This window comes from Mycobacterium sp. NGS51 (genome assembly GCF_059812525.1).
In genome coordinates, this window is the sequence record NZ_JCALCV010000018.1 from 1 (window position 1) to 21,955 (window position 21,955).

Below are 21,955 nucleotides of genomic sequence, written 5' to 3' on the forward strand. Positions count from 1 at the left end.
CGGTGGAGCGACCATTGCCGCGACAGGCCGGCCAACGCGACAACCGACACGATCCCGCGGTTTGCCATGGCCACCGACCCCACCTGCCCATTGCCGACAACTCGCGTGACACGCCCCGCATCATGACGGGACACCACGAGACGGTTCGCGCAGGTGAGACGGCTTTGTCGAGACGCGGCGGGATATCCTGAAACAGCCTGAAAGCAGGCGGTTCTGACTACGGATCAGAAGGTTGGGAGTTCGAATCTCTTCGGGCGCGCTGCAGGTCTGTGTTACCTCGAGTGATGCTTGGCATTTTGTCTTCGGCTGATGCCCTATCGCGAATTCTTCGGCGTCTTTAGCAGCACTGAGCAAAAGATATCGCCTATGCCGCATCGAATGTAGCGGGCAATGCAATGACCGCAGCGGACTTAGTCCTGAGCTACCATGCCGACGCCGGCAAGCGCCGGTGCTAGCTGGGCGCGCGATTGGACGCCGAGTTTGCGATAAGTATGGGTGAGGTGGACCTCGACGGTACGCAAGCTCAGGAACAGTCTTTGCGCGATCTCGCGATTGGTCTCATTGGCAGCGGCGAGCTGGGCAATCCGCAATTCACTTGCAGTGAGGGCGGCTGGGCCAGTGAGCGCGGTGCGTCGTGGTCGTGCTCCGGCGGCAATCAGCTCCGCGCGGGCCTCTTCGGCCAGTGGGCGGGCGCCGCTTCGGGTGGCCAGATCGAGTCCTTCGCGAAGCACCGGAAGCGAGGCAGATCGGTGCCCGGCGCGGCGCAGCGCCGCGCCGTGGGCGGTTAGCGAGCGGGCCAGTTCCAGCTCAGAGCCGGCCATCCGCAAGATCGCCACCGATTCGCCAAGAGTGTCGAGTTTGTCGTGATCGCCGACGAGTCCCTCGATCCGCAGCGCGATGCCAATGGCACCGGGAGCCTGAAACCGCCGCGAGAGTTCGAGATTCTCGGCCGCGAGTTCGCGCGCCTCGGACACCTCGCCCAGTGCGAAAAGGACCTGCGTGGCATCGCCCCGCCAATGCGCGAACCCCGGGTTGGTGAACCCGTGTTCCGACAGGGTCGTTCCACAGTTCCGATAATCGGTCAGGGCCTCCTGGAGCCGGTTCTGCCGCCAGCGCAGTCGCGCGCGGGCCATGACGACAAAGTGCTCGATGACCATCTCCATCGGGGTGGGTCGCTCCATCCCGCGCTCGGACAGGATGGCCTGTGCTTCGGCCAACTCGCCACGCACGACCAGTGCATCGATGAGAACGGCTGAGGCCAACTGTATTTCGGGCATTGTGGAGAGATCGTGCAAGTCGAGCGCGGCTCGTCCCGCCTCCTCGGCATCCTGCATCCGGCCGGCATAGAACGCTGAATGCGAACGCAGGGTAGAAAAGTACCTGTATCCGCCAATGTCCCCGTTCTGCTGGGCGATTGTGATGGCACGGTCGAGAAGTTGCAGCGCATCGGCGTGGTGGTCGGTGATCGACATCGCGGCGCTCGCAAAATTGACAAGTATCCAGTTGTCAGGGCGGGCTGACAGCTCACTCTTCGCGGCTCGGTGTGCGACAGCGAAGGTTTCGTCTGCAGATCTGGCCCCCGATGCGGCGAAGCAGAAGGCGAGCGACGCGTCGACCAGCCCACCCATGCTGTCGGCTACATCATCGGTCTGCGGGATACGCTCGAGCCTGTCAATCCACGCGATGGGTGATTCCATGGCGGCCAACCCGGCGACAAGCAAGCTGAGACGTTCCGGACGCCGGAGAAATTCGGTTTCCCGCGCGCCGAGAATGCGGCGGGCTTCGTTGTAGCACGCGGTCAGCTCCGTGGCGCGGCCTGCCCGAAAGAGCATCAAGGCCTGCTGCAGGAGCAGGTCTACTCGCAGATCCGGGTCGTCCACCAGGTCGGTCGCCGCGCTCAGCATGTCGGCGGCCTCAGCGGATTTGTTGCCCATTTCCAGTGCTTGCGCGCATTCGATCATGACGGCGAGCCGGTCACCTACATCCGGTGGTTCGGCCAACGCCCGCCGTAGACAGTCCGCCGCGATCTTGGGCGCGCCGCGACCGAGCGCACTCGCGGCTGCAGCACGCAGCTGTTCGACGATTCGTGGATCGCTCTCCGGCGCGGTCGCCAGTAAATGCGGCACAAGGTCTGCAGGTGATACGCCGGCGCTTGCGAGCAGGACGGCCGCGCGTTTGTGTTCGATGCTGCGGCGCAGGTCGGTGCTGTCGGCATAGATCACCGCACGCACCAACGGGTGTCGTAACGAGATCGGTCGGCTGCGCGTAACGATGTCCTCCCCGGCGAGTGCCTCGCTGGCCGCCGCTGCTTGTCCGGGCGTCAGATCCGCTAGCGTGGCGGCGACGTGCAGGTCGCCGACGGGTCCGAGGACCGCGAGGGCGCGAGCCAGCCGTGTCGGTTCCGGCCCGAGGTGCGCTAGCCGTGTCAACACCGCGCGTGCCACCGTGTGCGGTCGCAGATCGGCTACGCACGCGGTTTGGGCGGCAACTGGGCGTACGCCGGCGGCCCGCATCGTTCGCAGACCCTCAGTTAGCAAGAATGGGTTGCCGCCGCTGGCTGTGGCACACGCTCGGCAAAACGCGTCGTCCGCGTTGCCGGCCAGGGTTTCTCGCACCAGCAAGCCGACGGCCGTCTCACTTAAGGGTTGCAAGGCAAGTCGCTGCGGTGTCAGCCCGGTCAACGCGAGGTCTAATCCGCCGCCGGGCGTCGAGGGTCGGCCCGCGAGGACGAGCATGACCGGAAGATCGGTGACGCGCCTTGCCAGGTAGGAGATGAAGCGTAAGGATGCCGGGTCGACCCAATGCACGTCGTCAATCGTGAGCAGCAGCGGGCGTTCGACAGCGAGATCGGCACACACCCAGTACAAGCCGTGCACGACGGCACCGACGGTCGTCGCGTTCGCGGCGGGCGCCTGACCGAAAACCGGCGCTGCCAGACGCGCTGCACCCGTCAGCGTCAAGGACACCACAGCCCGTTCGAAAAGCTGCCGAACCACAGAGAACGGCAACTCTTGCTCGAGCTCACCGCTCAACGCGCTCAGGCTCGTAAATCCATTGTCCCGGCCCAGGCCGCGCACCGCAGTCACCAGCGCTGTTTTGCCAATTCCCGCAACGCCTTCCACGACGACCACACATCCGTGGCCCCCGCATGCCTCGACCAGGTGTCCGCGCACCAGTTCCAGTTCGCGCTCTCGCTCCAGCAGCGCCATGGTGTCTCCGGTTCCGCCGACAAAACATTGTGGTGGCGACCACGATGCTTGCTGGCCCGCGATGACAGATGGTTGCTTCTACGCAACCAAAGTAAACGCCTCGGTTGTTTCGGATTTGTTTCGACGACGCAATGGATCGGAACCCGTCAGAAGACTTATGCGGTCGAGCTGACAGCAGCAGTTGCGCGTTTGTCGGCCAGCTCGAACTGACCGAGAAGTACGACGAGGCGGTGGCAGCTAACGAAGGGAAGGCCTGCCATGACCAGCTTATTGTCCAACGCCGCCCACGTTATTCAGAACGCCGGTGGCACCAGGGCCGACACCGGATCGGCTGCATCTGCGAACGACTCCACGGAATCCACCACCACACGGGTTGTGATTACCGAACAAGGAGTTTTGCTTAGCAGCGCGGCGGCGATTTCAGCGGCCGCAACTCCTCGCCACCGCCGGCTAGCCGCAATGCTGGCAGCGACGGTCGGCCATATCCACCTCCGGCTGCCCGAGTCGCGGCCGACATATCCGCGGCGGGAAGCAACCTATTTCGAGGCGGGGCGGATGTCTCGTGCGATGGAGCACCTGTGACGGCAGCAGCATGCCGATTCGCCAGAAGCTATGGGGCTAGGCCGGTCCACCGATCATGACGTTCGAACACGCACGGAAGGAGTTACGGGATGTCAGAGCAGACCGAGCAGAATATCGGAGTCATCCAGAATGGCTACCAAGCCTTCGCCGCCGGCGACATCGAAACGGCGATGAGCCTGTTCGATGACAACATCGAGTGGGTTCAACCCGGCAACAGCGCAGTCAGCGCTACCTACCACGGCAAGGGCGAGGTAGGCCAATTGCTGGCGCGGTTGGCGGAGAAGCCGATCACCGCGACGCCGCGGCGCTTCCTCGTCGACGGCGACATCGTTGTGGCCCTCACTGATGTGACTGTTGGTGATGAACGAAGCCAGGACGCCGACGTATTCACCGTCCGCAACGGCAAGACGGTGCGCGTAGAAGTGCACACTGATACCGCGCTGATGGAGCGGATATACGGCAGCAAGCAAGTCGCGACCCGATAAGGCGGCCACCAGGACTGCCCGCACGACGGATGGATTCAAAACAGTCACCGCTGGTGTGCCGACTCTGAACGGGCGCCCTCAGTTACCCAGCAGCTCCAGCATCATGTGACTCGCGATTTTCGCGCCGAACGGAATCGCGGCCAGGTCGACGACGTAGTCGGGGCTGTGCGGCGAATACGGGAACAACTTGCCAGCCGCCCACGCCTCGGCGCATACCTGCGGATCGGCGACACCGAGGAACAGGTAACACAGCGGCACGTCGGCGTACGGACCCTTGAGCAGGTGGCAGTCCTCTGAGGCGGTCACCGGCGGTACGTCTGTGGCCACCTGCTCAGATCCGATCGCGTTGCCCAGCGTCGTCGCCACCCGCTGCGCAAGCCCATCGTCGTTGACCAGCGGCGGCGATCCGCCTTTCACCGTGATCACCGGCAGCTGGTCTTCGGGCATCCCGTAGGTGCGGGCGATACCTTCGCTGACCGCCTTCACACCCGCGATCAGCTGCTCACGCACCGCCGGATTGAACCACCGCAGATTGGCCTGCAGCAGCGCGTGATCGGGGATGACGTTATGCGACGAGCCCGCCTGCACGGCACCGACTGTCAGCACCGCGGTCTCCTGCGGAGGGATCATCCGGCTGACGATGGTCTGGAACTCCACCACGGCCAAGGCGGCCATCAGCACCGGATCCTTGGCCAGCTGCGGCATCGAGCCGTGACCGCCGACGCCTTTGAACATGATGTCGACCTGGTCGGTGCCGGCCATCCTGGGACCGCCCGAGGCGGAGAGCATGCCGACTGGGACGGGAGCTGTGTGCATGCCGAGGAGGTAATCCGGCTTGGGCACCACGCCGTAGAGGCCGTCATCGACCATGGCCTGTGCGCCGCCGATCAGTTCCTCGGCGGGCTGGCCGATCAACACCGCGGTGCCCGACCACGCATCGCTCGTCACCGTCAAGACTCGGGCCATCCCGAGCATCCACGTGACGTGCGCGTCATGGCCGCACACGTGCGCGACCGACGACTCGCTGCCGTCGCGCCGGACCCGCACCGTGCTGGCGTAGTCCAGTCCGGTGGCTTCCTCCACGGGAAGAGCATCCATGTCGGCGCGATACATCACGGTCGGGCCGGATCCGTTGCGCAATACCGCCGCGACACCGGTTCCGCCGATGCCGGTGGTCACGTCGAAACCCAGCGCGGCCAATGTTTGCGCGACGATCCCGGCGGTGCGCGTTTCCGCGAACCCCAATTCGGGGTGGCGGTGAATGTCTTTGAACATCTCGACCAGGCGCGCCGTCTCGTTACCGACGAGCGTGTCGACGAACTCGTAGGGCACCAGTCAGCACTCCTCCGGGGCTGCATGGACGCGCTGCTCGGCCGGCAATCGGAAGGTCATCTCGACCGCCGTTCCCGATGGCGTGCAGTCCAACTCGAGCCAGTCGCTCACCGAGCGGATCAGCAGCAGCCCCCGTCCGCGATTACCCGGGTCGGAGGCTGCGGGTTTCCACGAGCCCGAGTCGGTGATCCGGATCTGCAACTCCGCGCCGTCACATCCGGCGTCTACCCGCACCTTGCCCGCCTGCTGTCCGCGGTAGCCGTGCTCGATGCTATTCGCGCACGCTTCGTTCACCGCCAAGACGACGTCGGCAACCAAATCCTCCGAGACGGCGGAGTCCCGCATCCAGGTCATGAGCCGATGCCGGATATCGGCTAATTCGTCTGCAACCGCATCGCTTTCGATGACCAACGCGGCATACGGGTGTCGATAGACCACGATCGCAACATCGTCGTCGTACCCACCGGCCGGTGCCATCGCGGCCAGTGCCGCATCGGCGACGGCATCGACTGTCAGATTCATCCCGTCTACCACCACGTCTGCGACGCGAGCGATGCCGTCATCGATCGATGCGTCCCGTCGCTCCACCAAACCGTCGGTGTACAGCATTAACGTCGATCCGGACTCCAACACAGTGGTTGCTTGGCGACGAGAGTTGTTGCTGTGAACGGCAATCGGTAGCGATTGAGCATCCGACAGCAGCCTTGGCTCGGACTGTGGTGCCACCAGCAAGGCCGGCAGATGCCCGGCGCTGCTATAACGCAACTCGCCCGACTCGGTATCAAGGATGCCGACAAACACCGTGGTGCAGAAGGCGTCCGGGATAAACTCGGCGGCTGAATCGAGTTGTTCGAGCACAGTGGCCGGTTCGGTGTTGGTCAGCAACAGAGCACGTGCAGAGCTGCGAAGCTGCCCCATCACCGCGGCCGCAGACAAGCCGCGGCCCACACAGTCGCCCACAATGATGCCGATTCGCTCTTCCTCAAGCGGCAACACCTCATACCAGTCGCCGCCGATCTCCAACGGCAGGACAGCAGGTTCGTAGCGCACCGCGAAGCCTGTCGGAGGGTCCATAGTTGGCAACATGACTCGCTGAAGTGTCAGCGACGTCTCGCGCGCGCTCTCGAACTGACGAACATGTTGGACTGCCAGACTGAGGTGCCCGACCAGGACCGTCACCAGCAGCCGATCCTCTGCACTGACCCGGCGGGGTTCGCGGAGCTCCAACCACATTGCCACGTCACCACTTCCCGAGAGCACCGCGACTATCCCGCGTGATTTGCCAGGAGTGTCGGCCCACTCGACCGGCTGCACGGTGAGCGGCAACTGATGGCGGGCCTGCTGAAACGTCTCCTGCAGCAAGGGATCCAGTTCGTGCCACGACGAGGCGGCGGCCTCTCCTGCCACCTGGACGGCCGGGTCTGCCCCGTTGGTGGGCCACGTGACAGCCACCACTTGCGTGACGTCGATTGCGGTTCGGCACTCGTCGAGGGTGATCGCGAGTACTTCGCTCACACTTTTCGCCACGCCCACGGCGGTGGCCAGGCGCAGCACCGCGCTTTCCCGCGCGGCAAACGCACGCTCCGCGGTGATGTCGCGAATCGTTCCGACGTACACCACCCCATCGACGCCTTGTCCCGCGACCCTGCTGATGTTTACCGCGACCCATGCCAGTCGGCCGTCGCGATGGCGGATCGGCGTCTCGTATTGAACTTGGCTCTCGGCGCCGAGCCGGGACTGTTGCACCCGCGCCGCCCTTTTGTCGACCAACCACGGATGCGGCCACTCATACGGCGTGTCATAGGAGGGGTAACCGGTGATTCTGGCGAATGCCTCGTTGATCTCGATGACGGCGCCATTGTCGTCGGCGACGAAAAAACCCTCCTGCAGCGAATTGACCAGTGCATTGCGGAACTCGTCGCGATCGGCAAGGTCTTCGGCCCGGGCTCGCTGCTCCTCGTAACGCCTTGTGCCGTCCAGGAATCCGCGTGTCGCGACATCCAGCGGCGCGAAGGTCTGCAACAAGAATTCCAGAGCCGCCGATCTGTCGACAGCGGATTCGCTCGCGAGTTCGTCGTTGACCAGCCGGAAGTGGTTCTCGATGATCTCGAGCATGCTGATGCTTTCCTGCAAGGCACGACGTCCGAGCTCCTCAGCGACCGCAAGGCTCGCCTCGGTGCGCACCGCCAGGTAAGACCGCAGCGCGGCGGCATACGCGACGTGGAAGTCGTAGGCGTTTGTCATCCCGATGCGCCTCGGTGTCGCGCGGTGAGCACCAGCGCATCGTCGTTGTCCTTGCTGTATCGACTGAGGATCTGTTCGGCGATCGCCAAAGCAGGTGCGGCGAAATCGATGTCGTCGAGATGGTCATCGGTAATGCCGTCGCTGGCGATGACGAGCAAGTCACCGGGACGGATCGCGGCGTCCTGGGGCTTGAGGATTTCGGGGAGTCGGTACCCGACGATGCCGCCGATCAGCCGCGCCGACGACCGCACCTCGACACCGCCCGGCTTTTTCGCGACGAGGTTGGCGCTGACGTTGCCAATGCCGATCCAGCGGAGCGTGTTGGACGGAAAGTCGATCTGCGCCAATGTCATTGCGGCGCCCCTGGTATCGGCCATTGCGTGGTGGCAGCGCCGGACCAGGACATCGAGCGGCTCGGCGCACGCATCGCGGAGGATCTCGACCCCGCACAGCGCCGCTCTTGCCGCTTCGGCGCCGTGGCCAAGCCCGTCCAGTACGCCCATCAACGCCCCAGTTCCGTTGACCTGGACTGCGATCGGACGATCGCCGCAAACCTGCTCGCCCGGTCGAGGTCGAGCTTTTGCCGCCCATTCGAACGGTCCGAGCCAGCCGCGCTCAACCATTGGGCGGAATCCACTTCCACATCTCGATGGTCGTGCCTTCGCCGGGCGTGGACTCCACGATCAGCCGGTCCATCAGGCGGCGCGCGCCGGGCAGGCCCATGCCGAGACCACGACCCGTCGAATACCCGTCCTCGAGCGCCCTTTCGATGTTGGCGATGCCCGGGCCGTCGTCTTCGGCGCGCACCACCAACGCCTTTCGCCCCTCCCGGTCGGCCACCATGACCCGAACCGCACCGCGACCGGCGTAGCTGGTGATGTTGCGTGCGATTTCGGAGATCGCGGTGGCGATCATGGTCACGTCGGTCAGGGAGAAACCCAGCTCGTGAGCCAGATGGTGGCCCGCCTGCCGCGCAGAGACGATGTCGTCCGGATTATCGATGCCGACTAGCACGTCATCCAGCACCGTCGGGTCCGATCGGTTTGCGCAGGCCCAGTTGCCGATTCAGCAGTGCGAGGCCTTCTTCCAGGTCCAGCGCGGTGTACATGTCGTCGAACACCAGCCCAAGCTGGACCATGGCGAATGCCACCTCGGGCTGCAGGCCCACAATCACGGTGTCCGCGCCGCGCAGCCGGGTCATGTGCGCGATGGTGCGCAGCGACCGTGCGGCGAACGAATCCATCACGTCAATGGCGGTGACGTCGACGATAATGCCCTGTGCGCGGAACCGGCTCACGCGTTCCATCAGGTCTTCGCGGAGCCGTTCGGTGTCCGAGTCGGTCAGGGCGGCCTGCACTGAAGCGATGAGGATCGCGCCCTGTTTCAGGATCGGTACCGGCATCGGCGCTCTCACTTGCTCCTAATTGTTGTGCTCACCCGCTCTGCTCGCCAGTGCGAGTGACTTCGTAGCCCAGCAGGCGTTCGGCTTCTTCGATGCCGCCCTGGAGGTCACCGACCGCGTTCATCTTCGAAAGGTCTAATCCGATGGTCACCAGGGTCAGCGCGATCTCCGAAGACAGCCCGGTGATAATCACGCTGGCGCCCATCAGCCCGGACGCGTCGACTGTCTGCACCAAGTGGTTGGCCACCGTGGAGTCGATGGTGGGGACACCGGTGACGTCGATGACCACGACCTTGGCCCGGTTGGCCCGAATCGCGCGCAGCAGCTGCTCGGTGACCTGGCGGGCACGCTGGCTGTCGAGGATGCCGATGATCGGCAGAATCAGCAGCTGTTCACGCACTTGCAGTACCGGCGTGGACAGCTCGCGAATAGCCTCCTGCTGTTGTCGGATGATGCGCTCGCGCTCCTGGACGAAGCTCACCGCGACGGTATTGGCGATCCGGTTGGCGGCCGGCTCATAGGCATCGAGCACCCGGTTGAGCAGGTCGAAGTCCGTCTGATACTTCTCGAACAACGAGCGGGCGAGGACGTCGCGCAGCAGCAGCACGATGCCGACGACCTCATGCGTTTCCACCCCACGCGGAATGATCCGCTCGGACAGATCCCGCGCGTAGGCCTGCAGCGCCTCGACGCTCCCGGTCTCGAGCACTTCGACGTAGTTGTCGTAGACGGCGGTGGCTTCGGAGAAGATCTCCTCCGGGGTCATTGCCGTGAGCAACTCGGCCTCGGTGATGCGTTGCGCCCACTTTTCGCGTAAGCCGGTGCGGTTCTGCCGCAGATGCTCAACCAGCTGCGGCAGCAAACCCTCGCTGGAGACCCCCACCGTCTGCGTGACGGCATTGGCCCCTGCAAAACCTAGCGACGGATCCGACATCGAACCTCCCGCTCTCGGCGATACCGGCGGCAGCCCGCACATGTTGTGGGCAACAGTAACTTAGTCTCCGCGGGGCAGCCGGTGAAGTACTATTTCAAGCAGGTTGCGACGGCGGGTCATGGGTCGGCACCGTCCCCGCCACGAGCGATACCACGCCACACAATAAGGATGGCCGTTGTCTGCTCCAGTTCCGATTACCACCTCTATTGGGCACCGCAACGGTGTCACGGTGGTCAGCATTGGCGGTGAAATCGATTTAAGCACCGCGGCCGCATTCGAGGCGGCGATCGCCGGGGCACTTGCCGAGGATCCGACGGTACTCGTCATCGAACTGTCCGCCGTGCAATTCATGGCGTCGGCGGGGCTTCGGATTCTGGTGGCCACTCAGGAGAAGGTCAGCAAATCGGCTCAGGTGGCGGTGGTGTCGAACAACGCCGCGACGAATAGGCCGATTCAGTTGACCGGTCTGGACAAGGTCTTCTCGATGTACCCGACGCTGGATGACGCGTTGACGGCGGTAAAACTGACCGCGGACTAGACGGCAGGCTCCGGTTACGGTGTGCGCAGCACCCGGCGGGCGATCGCGTACTTGTGCACCTCGGTCGGGCCGTCATAGAGCCGGAAGGCCCGCATGTCGGAGAAGATCATGCCGACCGGCGTCTCATTTGAGATGCCGATGCCGCCCAGGATCTGCACGCAGCGGTCGGCGACCTTGAACAATTCCTCGGATACGTAGGCCTTCACCATCGAGCTTTCGTGTCGGCCCTTGCTGCCGCTGTCCAACGTCCAGCAGGCCCACCAGATTGCCAGCCGGCATTGCTGCAAGGCGATCTCGTTGTCGGCGATCATGAAACTCACCCCTTGGTGCTCGCCGAGCGGCTTGCCGAATGCGGTGCGGGTGCGGGCGTGCTGCACTGCGATCGACTGTGCGCGCGCCGCGGCGCCCAGCCATCGCATGCAATGCGTCAACCGGGCCGGGGCCAGTCGCAGTTGCGCATAGCGCAATGCCTGGCCCACCTCCCCGAGCACCGCCGAAGCCGGCAACCGCAGGTCGGCGAAGCGCACCACGCCGTGGCCCTCGACGTAGTTGCGGTCCATTGTCGACATCACCCGTTCGAGCTCAATACCGGGCGTTTGCCCGTCGCACAAGAACAGGGTTGGTCCGTCAGGAACGTGCGGGTTCGGCGCGACCCGCGCCATGATGATCCAGGTGCGCGCGCCCTGGGCCCCGGTGATCAGCCACTTGAGTCCGTTGATGACATAGTCGTCGCCGTCGAACTCCGCGGTGGTGGCCAATTGGTCGGGGTCTGAGCCGGCGCCGTCGGGTTCGGTCATCGCGAACACCGACCGCTGCCGGCCGTCGATGACCGGTACCAGGAACTGCTCTGCCTGCTGCTGGCTGGCGACCTTGCCGAGCAGGTACATGTTGCCCTCGTCGGGGGCGGCGCAGTTGAGCGCCACCGGGCCCAGCGTCGACCAACCGGCCGCTTCGAACAGCACCGCCTGCTCGCGGTGTGACGGCGCCCGTCCGCCGAAACGCTTGGGCGCCTGGAAGGTCAGTAGGCCGGCCGCGCGGGCCAGCTCGACCAACTCGGCGCGCAGTTCGTCGTTGGGACCGTGTCGGGTGAGGCGGGGATCGGACTCGTACGGAACAATCTGCTCGGCCACAAAGGACCGGATCTCAGCGCTCAGCGCGGCCAGGTCAGCCGGAATTTCGAAGTCAATCACCTATCAGCTCCAGAGCCTGCTCGAACAGCTTCACCGTCGCCGCGTGGAGTTGGTCGCCGACCTCCCGCGGTGCCATGCCGGCACAAGCGCGCGCCAGGGTGCCCTCGATCACGATGCCGAGCTTGAAGCAGGCCAGCACGGTGTACCAGGTGATCTGCGACAGGTCGCGGGTGGTGTTGCGGGCGTAGCGCTCGATCAGGTCTTCGGCGCTGGCCAATCCGCCCACCTCGGTGAGCGTGTGCGCGAACACGCTGGATCCGTCGGTTTGTCGCCAGGTGGCCAGCAGCCAGCCCAGATCCAGCAGCGGGTCGCCGATCGTGCACATCTCCCAATCGACGATTGCGACCACGTCCGGGCCGGTCCGGGAAAACATCACGTTGGCGGCGTGGTAGTCACCGTGCAGGATGCCCGGTTTCCACTGCGACGGCCGGTGTTCGTCGAGCCATTTCGCGACGTCGTCGACGCCGGGAATGTCGGGTCCGGGGTAGTTCTCGAACTGGCTGTAGGAATCCAGTTCCGAAAGCCACCGCGGCACTTGGCGTTCCAAGAACCCCTCCGGCTTACCAAAATCGGCCAGACCGACAGCGACATGGTCGACGGCACCTAGCCTGGCCAACGCATCAGCCATCGACAGGCCCATCCCGAACCGCACGTCGGGATCGCTGGCATGCAGCGCCGGCAGCTCTTCGCCGGCATTGAATCCGTCGATGGGCTCCATCAGATAGAAGACGGCGTCGCCGAGCACGCTGGTGTCATCGCAGGTGGCGATCAGTCCCGGGTGGGGTACATCGGAACCGGCCAGCGCGGCCAATACCCGGGTTTCCCGCAGAATCACGGTATTGCTGCGCGGGCGCAGGTGTTGGGGCCCGCGGCGCAGTACATAAGACCGTCCCGACCGGGTGAACCGCAGCATGATGTTCTGCGTTCCGCCGCTGAGCTCGGAAACGTCCTCCAGCGCGCCTTCACCTAGCCCCTGCTGCGACATCCAGTCCGCGACCGCTTCCAGGTTCTCCACGTTGCTGAAGCTACCGTCTGCAAGGATCGCGCTATGACGCCACCCGTGATGCAGCGTTGGGTCGAAATCGTCGAGGCGGGCCGGTTCGGCGAAATCGGCGAATTGCTGGCCGATGATGCAGTCTTTTACTCGCCGGCCGTTTTTAGTCCACAGGAAGGCCGCGCTAAAGTCGTCGAGTATTTGACCGCGGCAGGAAAATTGTTCGCAAACAGCGACTTTCACTATGTGGAGCAGTGGCACAACGACAACTCGGCGATCTTGGAATTCGCGGCGAATATCGACGGGGTCTACCTCAACGGCATCGACATGGTGCACTGGAATGGTGACGAGAAGATCGTTTCGGTCAAGGTCATGATTCGGCCATTCAAGGCGCTGCAGGTGGTCATCCCGAGGATGGCCGAGCTGCTGGGTTACCGCTGACGATCGTGCCCGGATTAAAAGGGGCGGTTAGAGATACGGACCTCGTAACTTGCTGCTCAACCGACCATCGCCCGCCCCGGCCGGCTGCGGCCAGGTTTGAAAACTAGCCGGCAGGGTAAACACGGGTCCAACAGTGCATTGTGTGGACACAATGGAGGTCGCCATGCGGTATAGCGGAGCTATCAGCGCGCTTGTGCTGATTTGGTTGCTGATCGGGGTTGTGGCGGTGTGGCAGCGAGGCTACTTCAAGGGCGAGGCAACGAGTTGTGCCTCCCTGGGCACCGTTGCAGTAACGGTGATCGCGGGGCCGTTGAATTACGCCGGTGTCAATCCGAAAGTCGCTGATTGTCATCTGCCGCAGCCCAGTTCCATGCCCGCAATTGACATTGCACACCTTGTTGGATTGGAGAAGTCATGATCGCTCTTGGAGTTATCCTGCTCATTCTCGGGATTGTGTTTGGCATCTCGATTTTGACGACGATCGGCATCATCTTGCTGGTAGTCGGCGCGATTTTCTGGATCCTGGGCAGCGTCGGCCGGCCGGTCGGTGGCCGCCGATACTGGTATTAACCCCGCCGCCGGGCTCACAGCTCGCGCATAGGCTTGCCACAGTAATGGCTCATGCCCGCGCGCATACTTAGGTGTTGTGGACCAACCCCCGGCGCCGGCCGAGCGTGTCGTGATGCGCCGCGCCGACGGCAACCCGATCAGTGTGCTGGTGGTTGACGACGAGGCCGTGCTGGCCGAAATGGTGTCGATGGCCCTGCGTTATGAAGGGTGGAACATCGCCACTGCCGGTGACGGGGCGTCGGCGCTGGCGGCGGCCCGCGCACAGCGTCCAGACGTCGTCGTCCTCGACATCATGCTGCCGGACATGAGCGGGCTCGACGTTTTACGCAAACTGCGCGAACACAATCCGCAACTTCCGGTGCTGCTGCTTACCGCCAAGGACGCGGTGGAGGACCGCATCGCCGGGCTGACTGCCGGCGGCGACGATTACGTCACCAAACCCTTCAGCCTGGAAGAGGTGGTGCTGAGACTGCGCGCGCTGTTGCGCCGCACCGGGGTGACGACGGTCGACAGCGGTGCCCGGCTCGTGGTCGGCGACCTGGTTCTCGACGAAGACAGCCACGAGGTGACGCGAGCGGGCCAACCGATCTCGTTGACGTCCACCGAGTTCGAGTTGCTGCGGTTCATGATGCGCAATGCCAAGCGGGTATTGAGCAAGGCGCAGATTCTGGACCGGGTATGGAGCTACGACTTCGGCGGCCGGTCCAACATCGTCGAACTCTACATCTCCTACCTGCGCAAGAAGGTCGACAACGGGCGCGAGCCCATGATCCACACGCTGCGTGGCGCGGGCTATGTCCTCAAGCCGGCCGGCTAGCGCTCGGCGAACCTGGTCACTCCAGGTTCGGTTGTTGGTCGGCCAGGTCATCGTGCTGGCTATCGCGTGCGTCGGGATCGGCGCGGTGACCGAGCTCGCGTTGCACCAGTATCTGGTCGGCCAGGTCGACCAAGAACTGCGCAAGGTCGCGCACCGCTCGGCGGACATCTACGGCGCGCCACCGCCGCCGCCGCTGCCCTGGCGCCACTACCACCGCCCGATCCACCGCCCGGGCCCGGGCCCGCTGTTCCTCGACGCGCCGGGTCAGCCCGTCGGCATCGTGGCGGCGGTTCTCGATGACGGTGCCACGGTCGACGCCGGCTATCTCACCGGTCAGGGCGAGCGGGGAAATTTGACGGACGCCGCCAAGGCCCAGCTGCGCGATGTCGCCACCGACCGCCGGCCGGTGACGCGTGATCTCGACGGTCTGGGGCGCTACCGGGTTGTCGCCGCCCACGCCCGGCGCGGTGGCAATGTCATCATTACCGGCTTGCCCCTGACCACCGTCGACAACACCCTGATTCAGGTGCTGTTGATCTTCGGGGTCGTCACCGTCGTTGCGGTCGCCGCCGCGACCACCGCCGGCGTGATGATCATCCGGCGCGCCCTGGCGCCGCTGACCCGAGTCGCACAAACCGCCGGGCAAGTGGTCAACCTGCCGCTGGGCCGCGGTGAGGTGGCGCTGCCGGTGCGGGTGCCCGAACCAGACGCCAACCCGCACACCGAAGTCGGACGGCTCGGGTTGGCGGTCAACCGGATGCTCGACCATATTGCCACCGCGCTCTCGACACGGCAGGCCAGCGAAACTCGAGTGCGCCAGTTCGTCGCAGACGCAAGCCATGAGCTGCGTACCCCGCTGGCGGCGATCCGCGGCTATGCCGAACTGGCGCAACGCATGCGACCAAGCGAGGGTGACAGCGATGTGGTGGCGCATGCCTTGAGCCGGGTGGAATCCGAAACTGAGCGGATGACCTGCTTAGTGGAAGACCTGCTGCTGTTGGCCCGGCTGGACTCCGGTCGGCCGCTGGAACGCGAACCGGTGGATCTGTCCAGGCTGGCGGTCGATGCGGTCAGCGATGCGCACGTCGCCAGCCCGGATCATCAGTGGAAGCTCGACCTGCCCGCCGAGCCGGTGATCGTGGGCGGCGACGCCGCACGGCTGCAGCAGGTCCTGGGCAACCTGCTCACCAACGCGCGCGTGCATACCGGACCGGGCACCGTGGTGACAACCCAATTGGCCGCCGACTCCACACACGCTGTGCTCAAGGTCATCGACAACGGCCCGGGCATTCCGGAGCAGCTGCAGTCCGAGGTGTTCGAGCGGTTCGCGCGCGGCGACACCTCGCGTTCCCGCAAGGGCGGCAGCACCGGCCTGGGCCTGGCGATCGTGTCGGCGGTGATCCGGGCGCACCACGGTACGATCGCCGTGCAAAGCGCGCCCGGCCACACGGAATTCACTGTGCGCCTTCCTTTCACAGCTGACCCATAGCAAGCGCCAATTGGAGCCCCACATCCGGCCAACAAGATCGTCGTATGACGGTCGCAGCGACATTCGACATGGCCGGTACCGGCTTCACCGTGCGCGCCAACGCCGCGCTGATCGCCGCCCAACGCGGCGCCCCGGTGCTCGACGTCGTGGTTCCGGTGTACAACGAGCAAGCCGCGCTCGCTGATTCGGTCCACCGTCTGCACCGCTACCTGTCCGAGGAGTTGCCGTTCACGTTCCGAATCACCATCGCCGACAACGCCAGTGCGGACGCCACCCCGGTCATCGCCGAAGCGCTGGCTGACCAGATCACCGAAGTGCGAGCGGTCCGGCTGGAACAGCAGGGCCGCGGTCGCGCCCTACATGCGGTGTGGTCGCAATCCGATGCCGGGGTGCTGGCATACATGGATGTCGATTTGTCGACCGACTTGGCTGCGCTGGCGCCGTTGGTAGCACCACTGATTTCCGGGCATTCCGACCTGGCCATCGGGACCCGGCTCGGCCGCGGTTCGCGGGTGGTGCGCGGCATGAAGCGTGAAATAATCTCGCGCTGCTACAACCTGATTTTGCGGTCCACGCTGGCGGCGCGGTTCAGCGATGCCCAGTGCGGATTCAAGGCGATCCGATCAGACGTCGCGCAGCAACTGCTGCCGCATGTGGCAGATACCGGTTGGTTCTTCGATACCGAATTGCTGGTGCTCGCCGAGCGAAGCGGACTGCGCATCCATGAGGTACCGGTGGATTGGGTCGACGATCCCGACAGCCGTGTCGACATCATCTCCACCGCGCTGGCCGACCTCAAGGGTATCGCCCGGCTGCTCAAAGGCTTTGCGGGCGGGCAGATCCCGGTTCAGGTGATCGGCGCGGAATTCGGATGTCGAGCCGGTGCACCGCGATCGCTGTTGGGTCAAAGCGTGCACTTCGCCACCATCGGGCTCTGCAGCACACTGGCCTACCTGGCATTGTTCATAGTGCTGCACCATCTGGGCCCACAGCCCGCGAACCTGATCGCGCTGCTGGTAACGGCGGTAGGCAACACCGCGGCGAACCGCCGGTTCACGTTCGGCGTGCGGGGTCGCGCCGGTGTAGCCAGGCATCAAGCCCAGGGGCTAGTAGTGTTCGGCGTCGGATTGGCACTCACCAGTACGTCACTGGCCGTGCTGCATGGTGTCACCGATCCGCCACGCGTGCTGGAGTTGTCCGTCGTGATACTGGCCAATCTGGCGGCGACTGTGCTGCGTTTTGTGCTGCTGCGCGGCTGGGTCTTCCACCCCCGGCGCACAAACATGGAGAGTCTGCCATGACAGTCGTGGACGACGTTGCACCGAGCATGATTTCGCAGCCATCTGCTTCACGCCGACCGCGGTGGGAACGCCATGCGTTGTGGGCGCTGTTGGCCACGACGACCGGTCTGTATCTGTGGGGCCTGGGCGCCGCCGGCTATGCCAACGAGTTCTACGCCGCCGCCGTGCAGGCCGGCACGCAAAGCTGGAAGGCGCTGCTGTTCGGCTCACTGGATCCCGGCAATGCCATCACCGTCGACAAGCCTCCCGCAGCGATGTGGGTGATGGGACTGTCCGGCCGGTTGTTCGGCTTCAACAGCTGGTCGATGCTGGCACCTGAGGCGCTGATGGGGGTCGTCTCGGTAGCCCTGCTGTACGGCACGGTGCGCCGGACCAGCGGTGCGGGTGCCGGTCTGCTCGCCGGTGCGGCGCTGGCCCTGACACCGGTGGCGGCCTTGATGTTTCGGTTCAACAACCCCGACGCGCTGCTGGTCCTGCTGCTGGTTGCCGCCGGGTACTGCGTCGTACGCGCCCTTGAGGGATCACCGAATCGGTGGGTCGCACTGGGCGGTGTCGCGCTCGGTTTCGCGTTCTTGACGAAGCTGCTGCAGGCGTTGCTGGTGGCCCCGGCGTTGGCGTTAGTGATCTTGGTGGCAGCATCGGGCAGCGGCTGGTACAGGCTACGCACCGTGCTGATCGGTGTAGTCAGCATGATCGCCGCGAGCGGCTGGTTCCTCGCCCTGGTTAGCCTATGGCCCAAGGGTTCTCGGCCCTACATCGGCGGTTCCACCGACAACAGCCTGCTGCAGCTGGCCCTTGGTTACAACGGCGTGGGCCGGGTGCTCGGCGGCGACGGCAACCCGGTGGGCGGCCACGGCGGCGGGCCCGGCGGTGGCGGCCCTGGAGGGTCGCCGATGTTCGGCGGTGCCGCAGGAGCTACCCGAATGTTCGGGCAGTCTTTGGGCACCGAGATTTCCTGGCTGCTGCCCGCGGCACTCATCGGGTTGGCCGCCGCCCTGTGGTTGCTCCGGACCGCGCCACGAACCGACCGGACCCGTGCCGGTCTGCTGCTGTGGGGCGGGTGGCTGCTGGTCACCGGCGGCGTGTTCAGCGTCATGCGCGGCATCATGCACCCCTACTACACGGTGGCGCTGGCCCCGGCGGTCGCCGCGGTGGTGAGCATCGCTCTGCGAGAACTATGGCAGCGCAGGTGGTCTGCCACCGCACGGGCCACGTTGGCTGCGATGGCCGCGGTCACGGGCGGATGGAGTTTCGTCTTGCTCGACCGCACTCCGGAGTGGGTGCCCTGGCTGCGCTGCGTGGTGCTGGCCGGTTCGGTGGTGGTGGCATCGGTGCTGATTTTCGCCGGACACCACCTCGGGCGCTACACCGCGGCGCTGGCGGCAGCAGGACTGATGTTCGGGCTGGCGGGCACCGCCGCCTACACCCTCGAAACCGACCTCGCCAACCACGGCGGCGGAGTCCCGACGTCCGGGCCTCCGCGGCCTGACCGAGACTTCGGACCGCCCGGACGCGGCGATGGCCGCCAACCACACCCCGACAACGCCGCACTGAACGCGATGCTGATCGCGACTGGCAACCGCTGGGCCGCCGCAACGGTCGGTTCGCACACCGCCGGTCGCCTGGAACTACGCACCGGCACGTCGGTGATGGCGATCGGCGGCTTCAGCGGTGGGGACAACTCGCCGACGCTCACCCAGTTCCAGCACTATGTTGGCGCCCACCAAGTCCGCTACTTCATCGAGGATGACAACCCCCCTGGCGTCGGCCGCCCGCATCGCCACCGCGACGCCTCCAGCGCCGCAGCACAAATCACGGCCTGGGTGAAAACGCATTACACCCCGCGGAAGGTCGGCGACAGCACAGTCTACGACCTTGCCGGAAAATAATTTCGGTCTGCTTGGTTAGGTCAGGAACAGGTCACATCGATCTCAAACGCCTTGTTCACCGGCTGCATCGGGTTGGCCATGTCGATCCCGGTCGCCGTCCCGCTGATCTTGTAGGTGTTGCCGTCCTTGCTGGCCGTCGCGTTGCCCTGCCCCGCGCCGGGCGTGTAGCCGAGGGTTACGCCGTTGACATTGCCCAGAGCCACCGACTTCACCTCGGGTGGGTTGGCATCAGTGAGAACCGTGGCGATGCCGGTCGCTTGCCCACCGATGGCAATGTTGACGTTGCCGCCGGCGGTGCTGCACACCGTCGTGCCTTGAACGTTCTGGTCCTTGCCGTCAATGGTGACTTTCGTGGTCGACGCGCCGGCCGAGCTCTGCGCCGACGCGCTGGATCCCTGCGACGAGGATTCGGTACCGCCCGTCGTCGACTTGTTACTTGAACAGCCTGAGAGACCTACGATTACGATCGCCGACGCTGCTGCAGCGATTGTCACTGACCGGTTCACCTGTACTCCTTTGTCATCGTGAAAGACCCGTCGACAGGTACGGATCGTCCTGGAAGTATGCGGGGTGAATCGGCTGGCATAGTGAAATTGGCAGAAATCGAATTTTCCGAGAACTGGCTGCGAACTCGCTGAATACGAAGTAATCCTGCGAGCGCGGCGGATTAGTGGCAGCGTCATATCCATGAAACAGAAGCCTCCGACCCCAGCACTACCTTTTGACGACACAAGGGATTTCGTCGATGCCGACCGGGGATTTATTGCGGCGTTGACGCCTTGCGTCGTCACGGCCGCTGACGGCCGCGTTGTGTGGGACAACGATGCTTACTCGTTTCTCACCGGCGACGCCCCGGCATCGGTGCACCCCAGCCTGTGGCGGCAGGCCGCGCTGACCGCCAAACAAGGCCTCTACGAGGTGGTCCCGGGCATCTACCAGGTTCGCGGCCTCGACATTTCCAATATCAGCTTTGTCGAGGGCGACACCGGCGTCATCGTCATCGACCCGTTGGTGTGCACCGAAGTCGCGGCCGCGGCATTGACGTTGTACCGCAACCATCGTGGTGACCGCCCAGTGGTCGCGGTGATCTACACCCACAGCCACGTCGATCACTTCGGCGGCGTGTTAGGCGTCACCTCGCAGGCGGAGGTGGACGACGGAAAGGTGACCGTGCTGGCTCCGGCTGGGTTCACCGAGCACGCCGTGCAGGAAAACGTCTACGCCGGAACGGCGATGCTGCGGCGAGCCACTTACATGTATGGCACGCCGTTGGCCCCAGGGCCGCAGGGCCACGTGGGTTGTGGTCTCGGGCAAGCGCCGTCCACTGGCGAGGTTGCTCTGATTCTCCCGACGATCGACATCCAGTCGACCGGTGAGTCGCATGTCATCGACGGGGTGCAGATCGAGTTCCAAATGGCCCCAGGCAGCGAAGCCCCCGCCGAGATGCACTTCTACTTTCCATCATTCAAGGCCTTGTGTATGGCCGAGAACGCTACTCACAATCTGCACAACTTACTGACGCTGCGCGGCGCGTTGGTACGCGATCCGCGCGCCTGGGCCGGATATCTCACCGAGGCGATCGACACCTTCGCCGACCGTACCGATGTCGTATTCGCGTCTCACCATTGGCCGACCTGGGGACGCGATCGAATTCTGGAGTTTTTGTCACTGCAACGGGACGTGTACGCGTATCTGCACGACCAGACGTTGCGGCTACTCAATCAGGGCCACACCGGTACCGAAATCGCGGAGATACTGGAATTGCCCCCGGCGCTGGAGAATGCGTGGCACACCCACGGCTACTACGGGTCGGTCAGCCACAACGTCAAGGCGATTTACCAGCGCTACATGGGCTGGTTCGACGGCAACCCCGGTCGGCTGTGGCCGCATCCTCCCGAGGCGCTGGCCACCCGCTACGTCGACGCAATGGGCGGGATCGACCGAGTGGTATCGCTGGCCCAGCAGGCCTTCGATGCCAACGACCTCCGCTGGGCGGCAACGTTGCTCGACCATGCGGTGTTCGCCGACAGCACGCATGCCGCCGCCCGCGCGCTCTATGCCGACACTCTCGAGCAGCTGGCCTACGGCGCCGAGAACGCGACCTGGCGGAACTTCTTCCTGTGCGGTGCCACGGAGTTGCGAGACGGCAATTTCGGCACGGCCGGCCAGGTCAGCTCGCCCGCCGTGCTTGCCCAGCTTTCCCCGGAACAGATCTTCGACGTGCTGGCGATCAGCGTAAACGGTCCCCGGGCGTGGGAACTCGGTGTCGCTTTGGATGTCTCCTTTGCCGACTTGGACACCAACTATCGGCTGACACTGCGCAACGGTGTGTTGGTGCACCGCAAGGCTTCCGCCGACGCCGCGACGGCCGATGTGACGGTGCAGCTGGAAACCAAAGCGCGGTTACTGGCGGTCGTCGCAGGCGATTTCACCTCGCCCGGCCTGGAGGTCTCCGGAGATCAGCAGGCGCTGCAGGCATTTCTGGCTGCCCTTGACCAACCCAACCCGGCATTCGACATCGTCACGCCCTAGCCTCGT

At 64.7% G+C, this 21,955-nt stretch carries 20 protein-coding genes and 1 tRNA gene; 11 read left to right on the forward strand and 10 right to left on the reverse strand.

Annotated elements, in window-relative coordinates; all coding sequences use genetic code 11:
* The first annotated feature begins 177 nt into the window (after positions 1 to 177).
* Positions 178 to 259, forward strand: a tRNA-Ser gene (locus AC5Y5W_RS19845).
* A gap of 151 nt (positions 260 to 410) precedes the next feature.
* On the opposite strand, the gene AC5Y5W_RS19850 is transcribed toward AC5Y5W_RS19845, so the two are convergent.
* Positions 411 to 3,209, reverse strand: coding sequence for an ATP-binding protein (locus AC5Y5W_RS19850; protein ID WP_500012997.1), 2,799 nt, complete (start codon positions 3,207 to 3,209; stop codon positions 411 to 413).
* Between the two features lie 671 nt (positions 3,210 to 3,880).
* On the opposite strand from AC5Y5W_RS19850, the gene AC5Y5W_RS19855 reads away from it, so the two are divergent.
* Positions 3,881 to 4,276 carry a nuclear transport factor 2 family protein gene (locus AC5Y5W_RS19855; protein ID WP_500012999.1) on the forward strand — a complete coding sequence of 132 codons (396 nt, stop codon included), beginning with the start codon at positions 3,881 to 3,883 and terminating at the stop codon, positions 4,274 to 4,276.
* Between the two features lie 78 nt (positions 4,277 to 4,354).
* Here the strand turns inward: AC5Y5W_RS19855 and AC5Y5W_RS19860 are convergent, their stop codons facing one another.
* The 6 genes from AC5Y5W_RS19860 to AC5Y5W_RS19885 are packed head-to-tail and all read right to left on the reverse strand — an operon-like array spanning position 4,355 to position 10,188.
* Positions 4,355 to 5,608, reverse strand: a complete 1,254-nt coding sequence (locus tag AC5Y5W_RS19860; protein ID WP_500013001.1) for an amidohydrolase — start codon at positions 5,606 to 5,608, stop codon at positions 4,355 to 4,357.
* A gap of 3 nt (positions 5,609 to 5,611) precedes the next feature.
* Positions 5,612 to 7,852 carry a SpoIIE family protein phosphatase gene (locus tag AC5Y5W_RS19865; protein ID WP_500013003.1) on the reverse strand — a complete coding sequence of 747 codons (2,241 nt, stop codon included), beginning with the start codon at positions 7,850 to 7,852 and terminating at the stop codon, positions 5,612 to 5,614.
* A complete protein-coding gene (locus AC5Y5W_RS19870) occupies positions 7,849 to 8,475 on the reverse strand; it encodes a SpoIIE family protein phosphatase (RefSeq protein ID WP_500013005.1) in 627 nt (208 codons plus the stop codon). Before AC5Y5W_RS19870 ends, AC5Y5W_RS19865 begins: the two co-directional genes overlap by 4 nt.
* Positions 8,468 to 8,878: an anti-sigma regulatory factor gene (locus AC5Y5W_RS19875; RefSeq protein WP_500013007.1), complete on the reverse strand. Its 411-nt coding sequence runs from the start codon at positions 8,876 to 8,878 to the stop codon at positions 8,468 to 8,470. The genes AC5Y5W_RS19870 and AC5Y5W_RS19875 overlap by 8 nt, the downstream gene beginning before the upstream one ends.
* Positions 8,868 to 9,254: an STAS domain-containing protein gene (locus AC5Y5W_RS19880; RefSeq protein WP_065015748.1), complete on the reverse strand. Its 387-nt coding sequence runs from the start codon at positions 9,252 to 9,254 to the stop codon at positions 8,868 to 8,870. The genes AC5Y5W_RS19875 and AC5Y5W_RS19880 overlap by 11 nt, the downstream gene beginning before the upstream one ends.
* A 31-nt stretch (positions 9,255 to 9,285) precedes the next feature.
* Positions 9,286 to 10,188 (reverse strand): STAS domain-containing protein, encoded by a 903-nt coding sequence (locus tag AC5Y5W_RS19885; RefSeq protein ID WP_500013009.1) that lies wholly within the window; start codon positions 10,186 to 10,188, stop codon positions 9,286 to 9,288.
* A 175-nt stretch (positions 10,189 to 10,363) separates the two neighbouring features.
* Between AC5Y5W_RS19885 and AC5Y5W_RS19890 the strand changes: the two genes are divergently transcribed.
* Positions 10,364 to 10,726 (forward strand): STAS domain-containing protein, encoded by a 363-nt coding sequence (locus AC5Y5W_RS19890; protein WP_500013011.1) that lies wholly within the window; start codon positions 10,364 to 10,366, stop codon positions 10,724 to 10,726.
* A gap of 14 nt (positions 10,727 to 10,740) precedes the next feature.
* Here the strand turns inward: AC5Y5W_RS19890 and AC5Y5W_RS19895 are convergent, their stop codons facing one another.
* Positions 10,741 to 11,916 carry an acyl-CoA dehydrogenase family protein gene (locus AC5Y5W_RS19895; RefSeq protein WP_500013013.1) on the reverse strand — a complete coding sequence of 392 codons (1,176 nt, stop codon included), beginning with the start codon at positions 11,914 to 11,916 and terminating at the stop codon, positions 10,741 to 10,743.
* Complete coding sequence (locus tag AC5Y5W_RS19900) at positions 11,909 to 12,901, reverse strand: phosphotransferase family protein (protein WP_500013060.1); 993 nt, start codon at positions 12,899 to 12,901, stop codon at positions 11,909 to 11,911. Before AC5Y5W_RS19900 ends, AC5Y5W_RS19895 begins: the two co-directional genes overlap by 8 nt.
* A 63-nt stretch (positions 12,902 to 12,964) precedes the next feature.
* On the opposite strand from AC5Y5W_RS19900, the gene AC5Y5W_RS19905 reads away from it, so the two are divergent.
* The 7 genes from AC5Y5W_RS19905 (at position 12,965) to AC5Y5W_RS19935 (ending at position 19,417) form a co-directional block, all read left to right on the forward strand.
* Positions 12,965 to 13,351 carry a nuclear transport factor 2 family protein gene (locus AC5Y5W_RS19905; protein WP_500013014.1) on the forward strand — a complete coding sequence of 129 codons (387 nt, stop codon included), beginning with the start codon at positions 12,965 to 12,967 and terminating at the stop codon, positions 13,349 to 13,351.
* A gap of 151 nt (positions 13,352 to 13,502) precedes the next feature.
* Positions 13,503 to 13,769 carry a hypothetical protein gene (locus AC5Y5W_RS19910; RefSeq protein WP_500013062.1) on the forward strand — a complete coding sequence of 89 codons (267 nt, stop codon included), beginning with the start codon at positions 13,503 to 13,505 and terminating at the stop codon, positions 13,767 to 13,769.
* Positions 13,766 to 13,921, forward strand: coding sequence for a DUF6131 family protein (locus AC5Y5W_RS19915; protein WP_500013016.1), 156 nt, complete (start codon positions 13,766 to 13,768; stop codon positions 13,919 to 13,921). Before AC5Y5W_RS19910 ends, AC5Y5W_RS19915 begins: the two co-directional genes overlap by 4 nt.
* Positions 13,922 to 14,033: 112 nt before the next feature.
* The gene (locus AC5Y5W_RS19920; protein ID WP_500013064.1) at positions 14,034 to 14,738 is read left to right on the forward strand and encodes a response regulator transcription factor; all 705 of its coding nucleotides are present in this window, start codon (positions 14,034 to 14,036) and stop codon (positions 14,736 to 14,738) included.
* Entirely contained in the window at positions 14,716 to 16,227 is a 1,512-nt protein-coding gene (locus tag AC5Y5W_RS19925) for a sensor histidine kinase (protein ID WP_500013018.1), read from the forward strand. The genes AC5Y5W_RS19920 and AC5Y5W_RS19925 overlap by 23 nt, the downstream gene beginning before the upstream one ends.
* 44 nt (positions 16,228 to 16,271) lie before the next feature.
* Positions 16,272 to 17,528, forward strand: coding sequence for a bifunctional glycosyltransferase family 2/GtrA family protein (locus tag AC5Y5W_RS19930; protein ID WP_500013020.1), 1,257 nt, complete (start codon positions 16,272 to 16,274; stop codon positions 17,526 to 17,528).
* Positions 17,525 to 19,417: an ArnT family glycosyltransferase gene (locus AC5Y5W_RS19935; RefSeq protein WP_500013022.1), complete on the forward strand. Its 1,893-nt coding sequence runs from the start codon at positions 17,525 to 17,527 to the stop codon at positions 19,415 to 19,417. Before AC5Y5W_RS19930 ends, AC5Y5W_RS19935 begins: the two co-directional genes overlap by 4 nt.
* Positions 19,418 to 19,437: 20 nt before the next feature.
* Here the strand turns inward: AC5Y5W_RS19935 and AC5Y5W_RS19940 are convergent, their stop codons facing one another.
* Complete coding sequence (locus AC5Y5W_RS19940; protein ID WP_500013066.1) at positions 19,438 to 19,923, reverse strand: lipoprotein LpqH; 486 nt, start codon at positions 19,921 to 19,923, stop codon at positions 19,438 to 19,440.
* Between the two features lie 175 nt (positions 19,924 to 20,098).
* Here AC5Y5W_RS19940 and AC5Y5W_RS19945 point away from each other — a divergent pair, with 175 nt between their 5' ends.
* On the forward strand, positions 20,099 to 21,949 hold the full coding sequence (locus AC5Y5W_RS19945; RefSeq protein ID WP_500013068.1) for an alkyl/aryl-sulfatase: 1,851 nt from the start codon (positions 20,099 to 20,101) through the stop codon (positions 21,947 to 21,949).
* The last annotated feature ends 6 nt before the right edge of the window (positions 21,950 to 21,955 follow it).